The organism is Streptomyces sp. NPDC043867 (genome assembly GCF_056435845.1).
Genome location: NZ_JBWKDS010000016.1, coordinates 154,159 through 169,510, shown reverse-complemented (window position 1 = coordinate 169,510; position 15,352 = coordinate 154,159). Strand labels below are relative to the sequence as shown.

18 protein-coding genes and 1 pseudogene are annotated in these 15,352 nt (G+C 72.6%); 9 read left to right on the top strand and 10 right to left on the bottom strand.

Translation table 11 applies throughout. From position 1 onward, the window contains the following. Positions 1 to 102 precede the first annotated feature (102 nt). On the top strand, positions 103 to 537 hold the full coding sequence (locus AC069T_RS18420; protein ID WP_478783733.1) for a VOC family protein: 435 nt from the start codon (positions 103 to 105) through the stop codon (positions 535 to 537). Positions 538 to 680: 143 nt separating this feature from the next. Further along, positions 681 to 1,442, top strand: a complete 762-nt coding sequence (locus AC069T_RS18415; RefSeq protein ID WP_478783732.1) for a VOC family protein — start codon at positions 681 to 683, stop codon at positions 1,440 to 1,442. Here the strand turns inward: AC069T_RS18415 and AC069T_RS18410 are convergent. Both AC069T_RS18410 and AC069T_RS18405 read right to left on the bottom strand, forming a co-directional pair. Next, positions 1,421 to 1,882, bottom strand: coding sequence for an N-acetyltransferase family protein (locus tag AC069T_RS18410; protein ID WP_478783731.1), 462 nt, complete (start codon positions 1,880 to 1,882; stop codon positions 1,421 to 1,423). The genes AC069T_RS18415 and AC069T_RS18410 overlap by 22 nt on opposite strands. 524 nt (positions 1,883 to 2,406) lie before the next feature. After that, a pseudogene (locus AC069T_RS18405) lies at positions 2,407 to 2,727 on the bottom strand (DUF952 domain-containing protein); the annotation flags it as partial. 116 nt (positions 2,728 to 2,843) lie between these two features. Here AC069T_RS18405 and AC069T_RS18400 point away from each other — a divergent pair. Beyond that, the gene (locus AC069T_RS18400) at positions 2,844 to 2,972 is read left to right on the top strand and encodes a hypothetical protein (RefSeq protein WP_478783730.1); all 129 of its coding nucleotides are present in this window, start codon (positions 2,844 to 2,846) and stop codon (positions 2,970 to 2,972) included. On the opposite strand, the gene AC069T_RS18395 is transcribed toward AC069T_RS18400, so the two are convergent. From AC069T_RS18395 to AC069T_RS18370, 6 genes are all read right to left on the bottom strand, one after another. Next, positions 2,973 to 3,872: an aminoglycoside phosphotransferase family protein gene (locus AC069T_RS18395; protein ID WP_478783729.1), complete on the bottom strand. Its 900-nt coding sequence runs from the start codon at positions 3,870 to 3,872 to the stop codon at positions 2,973 to 2,975. 214 nt (positions 3,873 to 4,086) lie between these two features. Continuing rightward, positions 4,087 to 4,500 (bottom strand): YciI family protein, encoded by a 414-nt coding sequence (locus AC069T_RS18390; RefSeq protein WP_478783728.1) that lies wholly within the window; start codon positions 4,498 to 4,500, stop codon positions 4,087 to 4,089. Continuing rightward, complete coding sequence (locus AC069T_RS18385; protein WP_478783727.1) at positions 4,497 to 5,027, bottom strand: hypothetical protein; 531 nt, start codon at positions 5,025 to 5,027, stop codon at positions 4,497 to 4,499. The genes AC069T_RS18390 and AC069T_RS18385 overlap by 4 nt, the downstream gene beginning before the upstream one ends. Further along, positions 5,006 to 5,602, bottom strand: a complete 597-nt coding sequence (locus AC069T_RS18380; protein WP_478783726.1) for a GNAT family N-acetyltransferase — start codon at positions 5,600 to 5,602, stop codon at positions 5,006 to 5,008. Before AC069T_RS18380 ends, AC069T_RS18385 begins: the two co-directional genes overlap by 22 nt. Before the next feature lie 392 nt (positions 5,603 to 5,994). Beyond that, positions 5,995 to 7,125, bottom strand: a complete 1,131-nt coding sequence (locus tag AC069T_RS18375) for a family 2 encapsulin nanocompartment cargo protein polyprenyl transferase (protein ID WP_478783725.1) — start codon at positions 7,123 to 7,125, stop codon at positions 5,995 to 5,997. 103 nt (positions 7,126 to 7,228) lie between these two features. Then, positions 7,229 to 8,635 carry a family 2B encapsulin nanocompartment shell protein gene (locus AC069T_RS18370; protein WP_478783724.1) on the bottom strand — a complete coding sequence of 469 codons (1,407 nt, stop codon included), beginning with the start codon at positions 8,633 to 8,635 and terminating at the stop codon, positions 7,229 to 7,231. 206 nt (positions 8,636 to 8,841) lie between these two features. On the opposite strand from AC069T_RS18370, the gene AC069T_RS18365 reads away from it, so the two are divergent. The 3 genes from AC069T_RS18365 (at position 8,842) to AC069T_RS18355 (ending at position 11,111) form a co-directional block, all read left to right on the top strand. Beyond that, the gene (locus AC069T_RS18365) at positions 8,842 to 9,075 is read left to right on the top strand and encodes a hypothetical protein (protein ID WP_478783723.1); all 234 of its coding nucleotides are present in this window, start codon (positions 8,842 to 8,844) and stop codon (positions 9,073 to 9,075) included. 176 nt (positions 9,076 to 9,251) lie between these two features. Next, positions 9,252 to 9,842 (top strand): N-acetylmuramoyl-L-alanine amidase, encoded by a 591-nt coding sequence (locus AC069T_RS18360; RefSeq protein WP_478783722.1) that lies wholly within the window; start codon positions 9,252 to 9,254, stop codon positions 9,840 to 9,842. Between the two features lie 333 nt (positions 9,843 to 10,175). Next, the gene (locus AC069T_RS18355) at positions 10,176 to 11,111 is read left to right on the top strand and encodes a 1-aminocyclopropane-1-carboxylate deaminase/D-cysteine desulfhydrase (protein WP_478783721.1); all 936 of its coding nucleotides are present in this window, start codon (positions 10,176 to 10,178) and stop codon (positions 11,109 to 11,111) included. 15 nt (positions 11,112 to 11,126) lie between these two features. On the opposite strand, the gene AC069T_RS18350 is transcribed toward AC069T_RS18355, so the two are convergent. Further along, entirely contained in the window at positions 11,127 to 12,722 is a 1,596-nt protein-coding gene (locus AC069T_RS18350) for a Na+/H+ antiporter (RefSeq protein ID WP_478783720.1), read from the bottom strand. A 62-nt stretch (positions 12,723 to 12,784) separates the two neighbouring features. On the opposite strand from AC069T_RS18350, the gene AC069T_RS18345 reads away from it, so the two are divergent. The 3 genes from AC069T_RS18345 to AC069T_RS18335 all read left to right on the top strand — a co-directional run bounded on the left by AC069T_RS18345 (position 12,785) and on the right by AC069T_RS18335 (position 14,811). Beyond that, the gene (locus AC069T_RS18345) at positions 12,785 to 13,045 is read left to right on the top strand and encodes a UBP-type zinc finger domain-containing protein (protein WP_478783719.1); all 261 of its coding nucleotides are present in this window, start codon (positions 12,785 to 12,787) and stop codon (positions 13,043 to 13,045) included. A gap of 258 nt (positions 13,046 to 13,303) precedes the next feature. Then, positions 13,304 to 13,717, top strand: a complete 414-nt coding sequence (locus AC069T_RS18340) for an ATP-binding protein (protein ID WP_121405906.1) — start codon at positions 13,304 to 13,306, stop codon at positions 13,715 to 13,717. After that, positions 13,714 to 14,811: an RNA polymerase sigma factor SigF gene (locus AC069T_RS18335; RefSeq protein WP_358852709.1), complete on the top strand. Its 1,098-nt coding sequence runs from the start codon at positions 13,714 to 13,716 to the stop codon at positions 14,809 to 14,811. The genes AC069T_RS18340 and AC069T_RS18335 overlap by 4 nt, the downstream gene beginning before the upstream one ends. 67 nt (positions 14,812 to 14,878) lie before the next feature. On the opposite strand, the gene AC069T_RS18330 is transcribed toward AC069T_RS18335, so the two are convergent. Further along, positions 14,879 to 15,328, bottom strand: coding sequence for a hypothetical protein (locus AC069T_RS18330; protein WP_478783718.1), 450 nt, complete (start codon positions 15,326 to 15,328; stop codon positions 14,879 to 14,881). Positions 15,329 to 15,352 lie beyond the last annotated feature (24 nt).

Here is a 15,352-nt window from a genome sequence, read left to right as displayed (position 1 = left end):
CCTCGTACTGGACGTACTTGGGGCTTCGCCCGGTGCGGCGAGAGTGCGTGCCAGGCGTCGCGGAACAGGCGGGACTTTGCGGACACGGCCTAGCGTGACGTCATGGATCTGAAACTGTCACAGTGCTTCATCGCCGTCGACGACCACGACAAGGCGCTCGCGTTCTACCGTGACGTCCTCGGGCTGGAGGTCCGCAACGACGTCGGGTTCGAGGGCATGCGCTGGGTCACCGTCGGCTCCCCGCTCCAGCCGGACGTGGAGATCGTCCTGGAGCCGCCGGCGGCGGACCCGAGCACCTCGCCCGCCGACAAGCTGGCGATGGCCGAGCTGCTGGCCAAGGGCGTGCTGCGCGGGGTCATCTTCCGCACCGGCGACTGCGACGCCCTCTTCGAGCGTGTCCGCGCCTCGGGCGCCGACGTGATCCAGGAGCCGATGGACCAGCCCTACGGTGTGCGGGACTGCGCCTTCCGCGACCCGGCGGGCAACCTTCTGCGCTTCAACGAGCCCCGGAAGGCTGAGCAGGCCCGGAAGAGCTGAGGCGGGCCCCGCAAGCGCCGAGCCGGGCACGTCGAGGAGCTGAGCCGGGCCCGCTTCACCGAAACGCCGTTGCGCGGCCGGTTTGCCCCGGGAGACGGTACGCACCGTACGAGCGTACGAGCCGTCCGATGAGGGAGCGCACCATGACCGAACCGATCCGGTGGACCTATGCCTTCGTCGACCGGCCCGCGGCGCGGTCCGGGCGGGCCCGCGACTTCTGGTCCGCGGTCACCGGCACGCGCCCGTCCGAGCCGCGGGGCGAGTTCCTGACCCTGCTGCCGGACGGGGCCGACGCCTGTGTGAAGGCGCAGGGCGTGGACGCGGGCGACGGCGGCGCGCATCTCGACCTGTCCGTGGAGGACGTGCCGGCACTGGTGGCGGCGGCGCGGGGCCTGGGCGCCACAGTGGTCGCCGAGCACGGGGACTGGACCGTCCTGCGTTCCCCCGGCGGGCAGTTGTTCTGCGCGGTGCCCTGGTCCGGGGAGTCGACGCGGCCGCCCGTGGTCGAGGGGCCGCCCGGCGCGACCAGCCGGCTCGACCAGGTGTGCCTGGACCTCGCGCCGTCCGTGTACGCCGCCGAGATCGCCTTCTGGAGCGCCCTCACCGGATGGGAGTCCCGCCCGAGCACGCTCCCGGAGTTCCACATCGTGGAGCCGCCCGCGGCGCTGCCCGTCCGCATCCTCCTCCAGCGCCTCGGCTCCGAGCGCCCCACCTCCGCCCACCTCGACATCGCCTGCTCGGACGTCGAGGCGGTACGGGCCCGGCACGAGCGACTCGGTGCCACGGCCGTCGGCCGCGGGGCGGGCTGGACGGTGATGCGGGACCCGGCGGGCGGCACCTACTGCCTGACGGGCCGCGACCCGGAGACGGGCGGGCGCCGGGGTCAGCCGGCCGGCAGGGAGTAGCGCCGCTTCCCCTGGCCGCGGGCGCCGAGGCGGTCGTAGAAGCGGATCGCTCCCTCGTTCCAGACGGGGGTCTGCCACTGGACCTCGCCGAGACCGAGCGCCCGCGCCTCGGCGAGCACCGCCTCCATCAGCAACGGGCCGAGGCCGAGGCCCCGTTGACCCTCGCGCAGGTACAGGCAGTCCATGTGCAGGTACTCCGCGCCGTCCCAGGTGGACAGCTCGGGCGCGCAGGTGGCGTAGCCGACGAGCTCGCCGTCGCCCGACTCGGCCACCAGGCAGCGCAGCCGCGCCCCGGGTCCGAAGAGCAGCCCTTCGAGCCGTCCCGCCAGGCCGGAGGCCGGCAACGCGGCCTTCTCGTAGGCGGCGTGCTCGGCGGCCAGCCGGGCCACCTCCTCCAGATCCTCACGTACGGCCGGCCGCACCCGGGGCCCGTCGGTCATCGCACCGCTCCCGCCAGCAGGTCGGCGCTCCACGCGGCGAGCCGCTCGCCGGCCGGCCCGGCGCCGTCCAGGACGTGCTCGGCGAACGCGCGCCGCTCGTGCGCCAGCACGGCCGCTTCCCACACGCACGGGGCGAGGCCCTGCCGGCCGGGCCGCAGGAGGTCCGGCTCGCCCGCCGGGCCGGTGAAGACGGCGAGGTCGGACATGTAGCCCTCGATCCAGGTGTGGACGAGGACGTAGTCGCCGTCTCCCCCGGCGTGCACCAGCAGGACGGCCAGGCCGAGCGAGCCGCGGGTCCCGCCGAGCGTCAGGTGGCCGGCCGCGATCCGCAGCGCGGCCGTCTCCGTGTCGTCGCCGACCACGCGCCCGGGCGCTTCGACGGCGTACACCTTCACGAGGTGCCCGGCTGCCTCACGCACCCCCAACGGCCGTACGAGGCGCGCGTGATGGCCCTCGGCGAGGGCGCTCAGCGCGGCCACGTCCACCGCCGCCGGCGGCCCGGCGGGACGCGCCGCGTCCGGGTCCCAGGCCTCGACGTCCACGACCGCGTCCACCGGGATCGGCCCGTAGACGTGCGGGAACTCCTCGCCGCCGGGTTCCGGAGCCTCGTGCCGCACCTCGGCACCGAGCCGCCCGGTGTCGATCACCAGGACCACCAGGTCGTCGGGCCCGGTGTACGAGCCGTACAGGAGGCCGGCCACCGCGGGGAGCTGGTGCCGCAGCGAGCAGTGGATGAAGCCCTCCTCCTGGAGGGTGCGGCCACGGGTGGAGATCTCGTACGTGCCCGCGGCGCGGGCCGCGTCCCAGAGGGAGCGCTCGGTGATGTGCAGCAGGGGTTCGGACATGCCGCAACGCTACGGCCTCGCTGAACACGGCCCGTGATCCGGCGGGAAAGCGGGAAAGACGTCCGCCCCGCCCGTGATCCGGCCGGCCGGCCTCCCTCGATGCGGAGGGCCTGGACGTGCTCTGCGTCGTGCTCGGCTTCGAGACCGGCTTCGAGACCGGCTTCGAGACCGGCTTCGAGACCCGCTTTGAGACCGGCTTCGAGATGGGCGGCCTGCTCATTTCCCCTGGCCCGCGCACCGGTTGATCAGCCGGTCAGAGCCTCGGTGATCTGACGGGTGGTCTGCGCGGCGACCCGGGGATCGACGGCGGCGTAGGCGGTGTAGGCGTTCAGGCCGGTGGCCAGGGCCCAGCCGCGGCCCCTGATCCATGTGGCGTCGTCGACGCCCAGCGTGGCGCGGAAGGCAGCCCGGCTCCCGGCAGACATCAGGGTGAAGGCGATGGTCAGGTCGCAGGCCGGGTCACCGATGCCGAGCCCGCCGAAGTCGATGACCGCGCTGAGGCCGCCGCCGACGGTCAGCAGGTTGCCGGTGTGGAAGTCGCCGTGGAACCAGACCGGAGGGCGATCCCAACTGGGGGCGCTCAGCGCCGCATCCCACAGCTCGGTCATGGCCTCCGCGTCGAACGCACCGTCGACCTGCGCGATAGCGGCCCGCGTCGCGCGGTCCCGGTCGGCCAGCGGCTCGCCGGTGAGGTCCTCGCGAGCGTCCTCGCCCGGGAAGTCTTCGGGCGCGAACGCCTGGAGAGCGGTGAGGAACTCAGCCAGTCGGACAGCCGCCCGGGACGAGTCGCCCAGGGCCTCGACGGTCGCCACCTCCCCGTCCAGCCAGCGGGACACAGCCCACGGCCACGGATAGTCGAAGTCGGGCTCACCCACCCCCACCGGCACCGGGACGGCCAAGGGCAGGTGCGGGGCAAGCCTGGGAAGCCACTCGGACTCCTTCACGGCCTGCCCGATGGCCCCCGCATGGCCGGGCAGCCGGACGGACAGGTCCTCACCCAGCCGGTAGATCACATGGTCCGAACCGGCCGGGACGAGCCGCTCGAGAGGCAGCCCGGCCCACTGCGGGAACTGCGTATCGACCAGACGCCTGGCCAGTGCGGCATCGATCGCGGGGCGGGAGTCCGCGGTTCTTCCTGTCGCCAAGAACAGCTCCTGAGGCGGGCCCGCTCCATGCGGCGGGCAGTCGGAGCCATCACAGTGCCTCGTGGGTTCGTGTGTCGATCGGTTTTCCCGGCCGGCCGTCCTGCGCTGCGTGGACTCCACGCGCCCTGTCTTCTCGCAGACGGTGGGCCGAGGAATTTCATGGCGGCAGTGGTCCTCGGACTCGCGACCGGCGACGTCCTGGACGGCCGTCGGCTCACGCGGCCTCGGGGCCGTCGTCGACGGGCCGGATGACGACCGGGTACTCGGTGAGCCCTTCCGGTCCCGGGCAGCGGGCCACGCGCGCGGCGATCTCGGTGACGCGGTCGAGGCTCTCGCACTCCACGAGCCAGTAGCCGGCCGGCACCGCGTCGGTCGCGCCGTACGGCCCGTCGGTGATCACCGGCTCGCCGTCCCGGCCGGCGGTGACCAGCCGGGTCCGGGCCGGTTCGACCAGACCCTGGGCGTCGACGAGTTCACCGGACTTGGAGAGGTCGTCGCCGATCGCGCCCATGTAGGCGTACATGGCCCGCAGTTCCCGCTCGCTCCAGGCCGGGGACCGGTCCGAGGCCCGGCCTCCCATCGCGTCGTAGTCCGCCTGCGTGCCCTGCACCATCACCAGGTACTTCACGGGTCTGCTCCCTCCGCTTCCCCACTGCCGGCGGCCCGGCCGGGGGCCGCTCCCGCCGGGGGTGCCGGGGCCGGACCCGGTCTTGCGGCCCTGCCGCGCGCGGTCTGTTCGGGTGTCCTCAGGCCGGGCGCGCCGGGCGCTGCCCGGCCGGATTCGTCGGACTCGTCCGCGTACGCCTCGCACTCCGGATTCCGGCACGGCCCCGCCACCCAGGCGGGGACCCAGGCGCCCAGGGTCTTGTGGCGCCGCACGACCGTGGCGACCGGCTGCCCGCAGACGGGCACAGACCTGCTCATCGGTGCCCATGACTTCAGCGTAGGACGAAAGGCGGGTCGGCGCTTCCTGCGCCAAGTCCGCACCAGCACCCCGTTCCCGGGCGTGCACACCTCTTCGAGCGTGAACCCGGTGATGCCGAACCCGCAGCGGAACATCGGCGTGCCCGAGCCGAGCACCACCGGGTAGGTCTCGACGACGAGCTCGTCCGCGCACCGCGGGGCGCGACCGGTCAGGTCTGCGGCTCGCGCCACATCGGCCACATCACGGGGCCGCCCGGCAGCTCGACCGCACGGCCGGTGAAGACGAAGCCCAGACGCTCGTACAGGGTGCGGCTGCGGGCGCTGCTCGCCTCCAGATAGGCGGGCAGGCCCTCCCGGTCGCAGCGGTCGAGCACCGGCTGCATGAGGGCGGAGCCGAGGCCCTCGCCCTGTCGGCCGGGTGCCACCGCGATCATCCACAGGTAGGCGTGGGCGCGGTCGGCCGGATGCGCCTCGCTCGTCAGCCGGCCGACGAGTTCGACCCGTTCGTTGGCCGGGTCGACCGCCTCGCGCAGCTGAGCGGCACCGTCGTCCTCGTCCGCGTGCTCCGCACCGGCGGGCACCGACAGCCACAGCGCGCACGCCGTCCCGTCCTCGGTGACGTCCACCCGGCCGTCGGCGAGCACGATGTCGAGGAAGGCCGCCATGAGTCCGGGGTGCGTGCTGCGGCGGTACGCCTCGTCGGGGAAGATCCAGGCGCTCACCGGGTCGTCCCGGAACGCGTCGTCGAGCAGCCGCACGAGCAGCTCACGGTCCCCCTCGTCCGCCGTCCTGATGACCACGCCCATGTCCCGCCCCTTTGCCTCAACAGCCGTCGGCATTAAGTCTGTTCAGACTAGGCCCCCGCGGGTTCGCAGGCGGGCGCGGGCCCCGCAGGTCACGGGAGGTGCGGGGCCCGTCCCGACCGGGCGCGGGCCCTGGCCCGTACGGGGGTCAGGTGCCGTACAGGCCAGGAGGCCCTGGGACTTCACTCGGCTATGGGCGTCGGGCTGCACGCCGAGTAACGCGTATCTCAGCCCGCAACCGGGACGTCGGCCTTCACCGCCGACGGACGACGGTCACCGGAGGGCGCCGCCCGAGCAGAGCGCGGGGCCCTCAGGTGGTCCGCCGGGTCACCGGCGTCGGCCTCGCCGCCGGTGGACGACGGCCCCGAGAGCGCCCGGCCGGCGGGCGAGGACCCTCAGGTGGTCCGCCGGGTCACGAACTCGGCCAGCGCGAGCAGGCCTCCGGCCGCCTCCGGCTCCGGGACCGCCCGGGACAGCTCGTGCATCGCACGGGCCATCCGGTCGGCCGCCTGCGCCTGCGCCCAGTCACGGCCGCCCGCCCGCTCGACGGCCAGGACCGTGCGCTCCAGATCCCCTTCCCGGTAGGGGGCCGCGTACAGCGCGGCCAGCTCGGCCGCGGCCGGGGCGCCGGACGTGAGCGCGGCGACCACCGGCAGCGACTTCTTGCGGGCGACGAGGTCCGCCCCGGCCGGCTTGCCGGTGCGGCTCGGGTCCCCCCAGATCCCGATCACGTCGTCGATCAGCTGGAACGCGAGCCCGGCCTCCCGGCCGAAGGCGTCCAGTGCCTCGACGTCCTCCTCGTCCGCGCCCGCGTACAGCCCGCCGAGCGCACACGCGCAGCCGAGCAGCGCGCCCGTCTTGGCCTCGGCCATGGCGAGGCATTCGCCGAGGGTGACTTCGCCGGGGCCGCGTCTCTCCATGGCCGTGTCGGTGTGCTGCCCTTCGCACAGTTCGATCACGCAGTCCGCGAGCCGGACGGCGGCCGCCGAGGACGCGGGGTGCGGATCCTCGGCGAGCAGCCGCAGAGCCAGCGCCTGGAGGGCGTCCCCCGCGAGGATCGCGTCGGCGTCGCCGAACACCGTCCACGCGGTGGGCCGGTGCCTGCGGGTGGTGTCCCGGTCCATGACGTCGTCGTGCAGCAGCGAGAAGTTGTGGATCAGCTCCACGGCGGCGGCCGCCCGAACGGCCGCCGCGTCCTGGCCGCCGAGCGCCCGGGCCGCGGTCAGCACGAGTGCCGGCCTGATGGCCTTGCCCGCGTTGCCCGCCGCCGGGGTGCCGTCCGCGTGCTCCCAGCCGAAGTGGTAGAGCGCGGTCCTGCGCATCGCGCCGGGCAGCGACTCGACGGCGTTGCGCAGCTCGGGGTCCACCAACGTCCTGGTGCGCTCCAGGATCCCGGCCGCCTCCTGCCCGTCGAGCGGGCCCGGCGGGTCCTGTCTCTCGACGGGCGGAACGGCGGACCGCCCTTGCCTGTCGATGGGGCCGCGCCTTTCGAGTGTCTCGGTGGGACTCCGCTGCGTCTCCGTCATGAACTGACCCGGGGGATGGCCTCGGAGAGCCGGCGGACGATGACCACTTTGCACTCGCACCCGCCCTGCGGGGCGCGGACACGGCGTCCAGGGCGCACGGCGGTCACTGCCAGCGGCCGATCTCGACGTTCTCCAGGATGCCGAGGGCGTCGGGCACGAGGACAGCCGCCGAGTAGTAGGCGGTCACCAGGTAGGAGATGATCGCCTGTTCGTTGATGCCCATGAAGCGCACCGACAGGCTCGGTTCGATCTCGTCCGGGATGCCGGACTGCTGGAGTCCGATGACACCCTGCTCGGCCTCGCCGGTACGCATGGCGATGATCGAGGTCGTACGGGCGTCGGTGACCGGGATCTTGTTGCACGGGAAGATCGGGACTCCGCGCCAGGTCGGGATGCGGTTGCCCGCCATGTCGATGGTCTCCGGGACGAGTCCCCGCCTGTTGAGCTCGCGGCCGATCGCGGAGATCGCGCGCGGATGGGCGAGCAGCAGCTTGGTGCCGCGCCGGCGGCTGAGCAGTTCGTCGAGGTCGTCGGGGCCGGGGACGCCGTCGTGCGGCTGGATCCGCTGGTCGTACTCGCAGTTGTTGAGGAGCCCGAACTCGCGGTTGTTGATGAGCTCGTGCTCCTGGCGCTCCTTCAACGCCTCGACGGTCAGCCTCAGTTGCTGTTCCGTCTGGTTCATCGGCTGGTTGTAGAGGTCGGCGACGCGCGAGTGCAGGCGCAGCACGGTCTGGGCGATGCTCAGTTCGTACTCGCGGGGGACGGCCTCGTAGTCCACGAAGGTGCCGGGGATCTCCGGCTCGCCGGTGTGGCCGGACGCCAGGTCGATCTCCTTCTCGCCGTACTTGTTGGTCCGCTGCTCGGGGATGGAGCGCAGGTCCTCGAGGTGGCCGCTCAGCGACTCGGAGCGCTGCGCCACGTGGTCGAAGTCCTGGCGGGGCAGGAAGAGCACGGTGCACGCGGTGACCGCGCGGGCCGTGTACTCCCAGATGGCCTCCTGGTCGATCAGCGCCTGCTCGCCGAAGTGGGCGCCGTCGGCGAGGGTCCCGAGGACGGTGTCGTCCCCGTAGGGCCCGGTGCCGACCTTCTCCACCCTGCCGTGCGCGAGGAGGAACACCCCGTCGGCCGGGCTGCCGAACTCGGCGAGCACCGCCCCGGGCGCGAACTCCCGCTGCTGGCAACGGCCGGCGAGTTCGCCGAGCACCTCGAGGTCCCCGAACGTCCGCAGGATCGGCAGCTCGCCGAGCTCCGCGGGGATGACCCTCACCTGGTCACCGGTCTTCACGAAGGTCACGCGGCCGTCGCCCACCGAGTAGCTCAGCCGCCGGTTCACCCGGTACGTACCGCCCTGCACGTTCACCCAGGGCAGCATGCGCAGCAGCCAACGCGAGCTGATCTCCTGCATCTGCGGCACGGACTTGGTCGTGGTGGCCAGGTTCCGCGCGGCCGTTGTGCCGAGGCTCTGCTGCGGCTTGTCCTGACCTGCGCGGACCTCTTCGCCTACCGACATGAAAATTGCCCTCCCGCTCGTGCACCGATCTACGAGGACAATCCTTCCATCACGGAACGTGTTCGTGCTATTACACGAATGAGCGGGAATGGACCTTGGTGCAAGTGGGCATACAGCGCGGCACGTGCCGCGGGGAACTTCATGATCCGGCCAACCGTTTGACCTCTCGACCGGAACCTCGACGAACGGCAAGGACGGGAGAGGCAATGGCAGGCTTTCTGGACCGCGCGAAAGAGCAGGCACAGCGCGGCCTCACGCAGGGCAAGCAGAAGCTCGACGACGTGCAGGCGCAGCGCGCCGGCGGCGATCTGCTCAAGAGGCTCGGCGCCGCGTACTACGCGGAGCGGCGCGGCAGCGGTTCCCCCGCGGCGACGCAGCAGGCGCTCCAGGCTCTGGAGAGCCACATCGCGACAAATGGGGACTCTTTCCTGCGTAGTTGATCGGCGGGCGATCGGCGGCGGACAAGGGTGATCGCACCTGGTCATCACGCCCGTGCACCGCTGACCGGTTCAGCTCGCACGCTGTACGAACGACTGGTCCGGCCACCTCAATATGGGTAAAAGCACCCGTATGAGGCGGTCGCGACGGGCGGTCGTCGCGCAGTGAAGGGGGCACCGTGGCCCCACCCATGTCTGCCGGGAGATTCCTGGACCGACTCGAAGAAGAAGGCGTCACCGTCGTCGAGGTCGGCGACTGGAAGCATCACAACCGCAACCACAAGGGCCCGTGGGGGCCCGTCCACGGCGTGATGATCCATCACACCGTGACGTCGGGCAGCGCGCGCACGGTCGAGATCTGCCGCGTCGGCCACCCGGACCTGCCGGGACCCCTGTGCCACGGGGTCATCACGAAGGACGGTGTCGTCCACCTCGTCGGATACGGGCGCGCCAATCACGCGGGCCTGGGCGACGACGACGTCCTGCGCGCCGTGATCGCCGAGAAGGCCCTCCCCCCGGACAACGAGGCGAACACCGACGGCAACCGCCACTTCTACGGCTTCGAGTGCGAGAACCGGGGAGACGGCGAGGACCCCTGGCCACCGGAGCAACTGGACGCCGTCGAGCGGGTGTCGGCCGCCATCTGCCGTCACCACGGCTGGACGGAGCGTTCCGTCGTCGGCCACCTGGAGTGGCAGCCGGGAAAGGTGGATCCGCGCGGGTTCACGATGGCATCCCTGCGTGAGCGCGTCCGCGACCGACTGAAGTGACACCGGCGCCGGCCGCCGACAGCGGGACCGACCGGCAAGCCCCGGCCGCCGGCAGAGGGAGCGGCCACCGGGCCCCGGGCGCCGGCAGAAGGGCCGGCCACCGGGCCCCGGGCGTCGGCAGAGGGACCGACCACCGGGCCCTGGGCGTCGGCAGAGGGGCCCGCTCGTAGCCGCCGCGCCCCGGCACACATACCGGGCCGCAGGCACCGAGCACCGCCACGAGGGCCGGCGCGGGGGCCCCGGGCGCCCCGGGACGGATCGGCCCGCAGCCGCCGCGCGCCGTTCACGCAGGCCCGTTGGGCCTGCGTCGGACACATGTCCGACAATGGCGGGGTGACCAGCTCCGACCGCCCCGGCAGCCCCGGCAGCCCCGAAGCGTCCGGCCCCGCCGGGCTGCGACCGCGGCTGCCGTCGCCGTTGCAGGAGGTGGCGGACGGGCGTTTCGCGCGGCACGGCGTCCGGCTGCTGCTCAAGCGGGACGATCTGATCCACCCGGAGCTGGTCGGCAACAAGTGGCGCAAGCTCGCTCCCAACCTGTCGGCGGCCGCGGGCCGCACCGTGCTCACCTTCGGCGGGGCGTACTCGAACCACCTGCGCGCGACGGCCGCGGCGGGCCGTCTCCTGGGCCTGCCCACCCTCGGCGTGGTCCGCGGCCAGGAACTGGCGGACCGCCCCCTCAACCCGTCGCTCGCCCGGTGCGCCGCCGACGGCATGCGACTGCACTTTGTCGACAGATCGACCTATCGCCGCAAGACCGAGCCCGGGACGCTGGCCGGGATACTGCGCGCGACCGGCGCCGAGGACGCGTTCGTCGTGCCCGAGGGCGGCAGCAACTCCCTCGCGGTGCGCGGCTGCCGGGACCTCGGGGAGGAACTCGCGGGCCACGCGGACGCCGTCGCTGTCGCCTGCGGCACCGGCGGCACCCTGGCCGGCCTGGCCGCGGGGCTGCCGCCGGGCGGGCGCGCCCTGGGCATCCCGGTCCTCAGGGGCGGTTTCCTGGGGGAGGACGTACGGGCTCTCCAGCGGCAGGCGTTCGGCGGCCCCCGCGGCGACTGGTCCCTCGACGAGCGCTTCCACTGCGGGGGCTACGCCCGCACCACCCCCGGACTCGACGGCTTCGCCGAGGACTTCGAGCAGCGCCACGCGCTGCCCGTGGAGCGCCTCTACGTCGCCAAGATGCTGTACGGACTCGTCGCCCTGGCGGACGAGGGCGCCTTCCCGCGCGGGTCGACGGTGGCCGCCGTGATCACGGGCGCCCCGCCCGGCTGAGGAACCGGGCACCCCTCACTCCGTCTCCCGGTAGGCCGCCGCCTCCTCCAGGTCCAGCCGCCGCAGCAGCGTCCGCAGCATCTCGTCGTCGATGTAGCGCAGGTCCCGCAGCTTCACGAAGACCTCCCGTTCGGCGCTGATCATCTCCCGCGACAGACGGCGGTAGGTGTCGTCGTGGGTCTCCCCGGTCACCGGATTGACCGCCCCGAGCCGCTCCCACACGGCGTTGCGGCGCCGCTCCAGGACGGTGCGCAGCCGGTCGGCGAGCGGCCCCGGAAGAGTGTTGCGCTCGTCGGTCAGGAGATCGTCGAGCCGCTTCTCGGCGGCCCGGGACGCCTGCGCCTGGGCATTGGCCTCCGCGAGCGTCTCGGCCTGCTGGTCGCGGCCCGGCAGCTTCAGCACCCGGATCAGCGGCGGCAGGGTGAGCCCCTGCACGACCAGCGTCCCGATCACCGTCGTGAAGGTGAGGAACAGGATGAGGTTCCGCTCGGGGAAGTCCTCGCCGCCGTGCATGGTGAGCGGGATCGAGAAGGCGATGGCGAGCGAGACCACACCCCGCATCCCGGCCCAGGCGATCACGAACGGCCCCTTCCAGGTGGGGTTCTCCTCGCGCCCCCGGACGCGCGCGGAGACCACCCACGGCAGGAAGGTCGCGGGGTAGACCCAGACGAACCGGGTGGCGACGACCACCACGAAGAGGAGCACCGCGTACCAGGCGGCGCGGCCCCCCTCGTACGCCCCGAGACCCTTCAGCACGACGGGCAGCTGAAGGCCGATCAGGGCGAACACCGCCGACTCCAGGACGAAGGCGACCATCTTCCACACGGCCTCCTCCTGGAGCCGGGTGGCGAAGTCGACCTCCCAGGAGCGGTGGCCGAGGTAGAGCGCGACGACGACCACGGCGAGCACCCCGGAGGCGTGCACCTGCTCGGCGACGCCGTACGCGACGAAGGGGATCAGCAGGGAGAGCGTGTTCTGGAGCAGCGCCTCCCTCAGGTGCGTGCGCAGCCAGTGCAGCGGCACCATCAGGACGATCCCGACCACGACGCCGCCGACCGCGGCCACCAGGAACTCGCGCAGGCCGCCCGCCCAGGTCGCGCCTTCGCCGACCGCGGCCGCGAGCGCCACCTTGTAGGCGGTGATCGCGGTGGCGTCGTTCACCAGGGACTCGCCCTGGAGGATGGTGGTGACCCGCGACGGCAGCCCGACCCGGCGGGCCACGGCCGTGGCGGCGACGGCGTCCGGCGGCGCCACCACCGCGCCGAGGACCAGCGCCGCGGTCAGCGGCAGGCCCGGCACGATCAGATACGCGGCGTACCCGACGACGACGGTCGCGAAGAGGACGTAGCCGACCGACAGCAGCGCCACGGGCCGCATCTGGGCCCGCAGGTCGAGGTAAGAACTGTCCGCGGCCGCCGTGTACAGCAGCGGGGGCAGCAGCAGCGGCAGCACGACGTCGGGTTCCAGCGTGTAGTCGGGCACCCCGGGCACGTACGAGATCAGCAGGCCGGCCGCGACCAGCAGCAGCGGTGCGGGGATCGGGGTGCGGCGGGCCGCCCCGGCCACCGCAGCACTGCACGCCACCAGCAACAGCAGTGGCAAAACGTCCATCGTCCTCAGCCCGCCCTCGGATTCCGCGCGGCTTTCCGCACACCCGTCGTAACCTGGCAATCATGAAACAGTGCACGCACGCCGACGCGCTGCCGCACCCCGAGCCCGCGCCCCTCAGCGAGACCTGTACCGAGTGCCTGGCCGCCGGTACCCACCCCGTGCAGTTGCGCCAGTGTCTGATCTGCGGCCACGTGGGCTGCTGCGACTCCTCACCGCTGCGGCACGCCACGGAGCACTTCAAGGAGAGCGGCCACCCGCTGATGCGTACGCTCGAGGCCGGCGAGGACTGGCGTTGGTGCTTCGTCGATCACGTACTCGTGTGACCCTGGACCCGGACGGTTCGACGGTCTGACGCCTGGGTACGTCAACCCGGCGCGCGCTCTTCCTATTTGGAGCCGCAGACCCCTAGCCACTGTCCGTACTCATGTGCTTACTATGAGTGACAGCACGGGGGCGGGGTCCCCGGGACAGGGGACTTGGGAGCGCGATAGCGTCACCGCTGAACCACGTATCGGTCATCGCGTTACCCCGGGGGGTCACCCTCGGCCCCTGAAAAAGCTTGTACCACCTTGGAGGTGAGGGTGTCCCAGATCGCAGGCGAGCCCGCGACCCAGGACTTCGTAGAAGTCCGGCTGCCGGCTGCGGGTGCCTACCTGTCGGTGCTGCGTACGGCCACGGCCGGACTCGCGGCGCGTTTGGACTTCACCCTCGACGAGATCGAGGACCTCCGCATCGCGGTCGACGAGGCCTGCGCGATTCTGCTGCAGCAGGCCGTCCCCGGCTCGGTGCTGAGCTGTGTCTTCCGCCTCGTCGACGACTCGCTGGAGGTCACCGTCTCGGCTCCGACCACGGACGGTCACGCCCCCTCGCGGGACACGTTCGCCTGGACCGTCCTCTCGGCCCTCGCGGGCCAGGTGGACTCCTCCGTCGCCGAGGACAAGACCGTTTCGATCAGTCTCTACAAGAAGCGCGGCGCGGGACCCGGGCCGGCGTGAGGAACGGGGACGGGCCGGTGCGGGACGAGAAGCGCGGCACACGGGAACTTCCCCCCGAGGGCACCCGCGGCCCCGGCGGGCCGAGGCCCCTGGCGGACGGCGTCGACGGCATCCCCGAGCAGGCCCGGCCGCATCCGGAGGACGAGACCGCCCCGGCGGCGGTCCCGGCTTCCCGGCACGGGGGTCCGTCCGTCCCGGACGCGTCCGAGGCCGTGGGGGAAGAGCCGAGAGCTCGGGGAATGGTGACGGGCGGGACTATGAGCGAGCACGAGCGAAACGCGGAGCAGAGCGTGCAGGGCGCGCAGCACGGGCCGAGCGCCCAGCACACGCAGCACGATCCCCAGGACCGCAGCGGGGCGCGGCTGATGTTCATCGAGCTGCGCAAGCTGAGCGACAGCAGTGCCGAGTACGCGGAGCTGCGCAACCAGCTGGTCCGCATGCACCTGCCGCTCGTCGAGCACCTCGCGCGCCGCTTCCGCAACCGCGGCGAGCCGCTGGACGACCTGACCCAGGTCGCCACCATCGGTCTCATCAAGTCGGTCGACCGCTTCGACCCGGAGCGCGGCGTCGAGTTCTCCACGTACGCGACGCCGACCGTCGTCGGGGAGATCAAGCGGCACTTCCGCGACAAGGGCTGGGCGGTGCGGGTGCCGCGGCGTCTGCAGGAGCTGCGCCTCGCGCTGACCACGGCGACCGCCGAGCTGTCGCAGCAGCACGGCCGCTCCCCCACGGTCCACGAGCTCGCCGAGAGGCTGGCCATCTCGGAGGAGGAGGTCCTGGAGGGCCTGGAGTCCGCCAACGCGTACTCCACGCTGTCCCTGGACGTCCCGGACACGGACGACGAGTCCCCGGCCGTGGCGGACACCCTCGGCGCCGAGGACGAGGCCCTCGAAGGGGTCGAGTACCGCGAGTCCCTGAAGCCGCTGCTCGAGGACCTCCCGCCCCGGGAAAAGCGGATCCTGCTCCTCCGCTTCTTCGGGAACATGACCCAGTCGCAGATCGCGCAGGAGGTGGGCATCTCCCAGATGCACGTCTCGCGCCTGCTGGCCCGCACCCTGGCCCAGCTCCGGGAGAAGCTCCTCGTCGAGGAGTAGCCCGCCGGGGAGCAGTCCGGGAAGAAGCGTTCCGAGGAGCGTCAGGTGTGGTGGGCGGCCGAGCCGCTCACTTCCCGTCCGGCCCGTGGCCCGGTCCACGGATCCCGAGGGCTCGCGTGGTCGAGGAGTTCACGAGCAGCACCAGCGCCGTGACCGCGACGACCGCAAGGGCGATCCCGGCGGGGATGGCGACACTGTCGGCCTGGAGCAGGTTGTAGGCCACCGGCAGCGCCAGGACCTGCGTGATCACCGCCGGACCCCGGCTCCAGCTACGGCACAGCAGCAGCCCGCGCGCTGCCAGCAGCGGCAGCAGCGCCAGGACGATCAGCGTGACGCCTCCGGTGACGGCCTGTCGGCGGTCGTCCGCGTCACCCGTGAAACCGAGGACGAGGATGTAGACGCCCCCCGCGACCAGCGCGAGACCTTCCAGCGCGGCCAGTGCCGCGGCGGCGGTCACCCGCCCGGGACGAGGTTCGGCGGTGGCGACGTCGGAGGCGGGTTTCTGCTCAGGAGTCACCTCGAAAGGGTAGCCCGGCGGCAT

Bases quoted from the DNA above. Each gene is read 5' to 3' on its own strand.
- AC069T_RS18420 (WP_478783733.1), top strand. From the start codon at position 103: ATGGATCTGAAACTGTCACAGTGCTTCATCGCCGTCGACGACCACGAC.
- AC069T_RS18415 (WP_478783732.1), top strand. From the start codon at position 681: ATGACCGAACCGATCCGGTGGACCTATGCCTTCGTCGACCGGCCCGCG.
- AC069T_RS18410 (WP_478783731.1), bottom strand. From the start codon at position 1,882: ATGACCGACGGGCCCCGGGTGCGGCCGGCCGTACGTGAGGATCTGGAG.
- AC069T_RS18380 (WP_478783726.1), bottom strand. From the start codon at position 5,602: ATGGGCGTGGTCATCAGGACGGCGGACGAGGGGGACCGTGAGCTGCTC.
- AC069T_RS18375 (WP_478783725.1), bottom strand. From the start codon at position 7,125: ATGACGGAGACGCAGCGGAGTCCCACCGAGACACTCGAAAGGCGCGGC.
- AC069T_RS18370 (WP_478783724.1), bottom strand. From the start codon at position 8,635: ATGTCGGTAGGCGAAGAGGTCCGCGCAGGTCAGGACAAGCCGCAGCAG.
- AC069T_RS18365 (WP_478783723.1), top strand. From the start codon at position 8,842: ATGGCAGGCTTTCTGGACCGCGCGAAAGAGCAGGCACAGCGCGGCCTC.
- AC069T_RS18350 (WP_478783720.1), bottom strand. From the start codon at position 12,722: ATGGACGTTTTGCCACTGCTGTTGCTGGTGGCGTGCAGTGCTGCGGTG.
- AC069T_RS18345 (WP_478783719.1), top strand. From the start codon at position 12,785: ATGAAACAGTGCACGCACGCCGACGCGCTGCCGCACCCCGAGCCCGCG.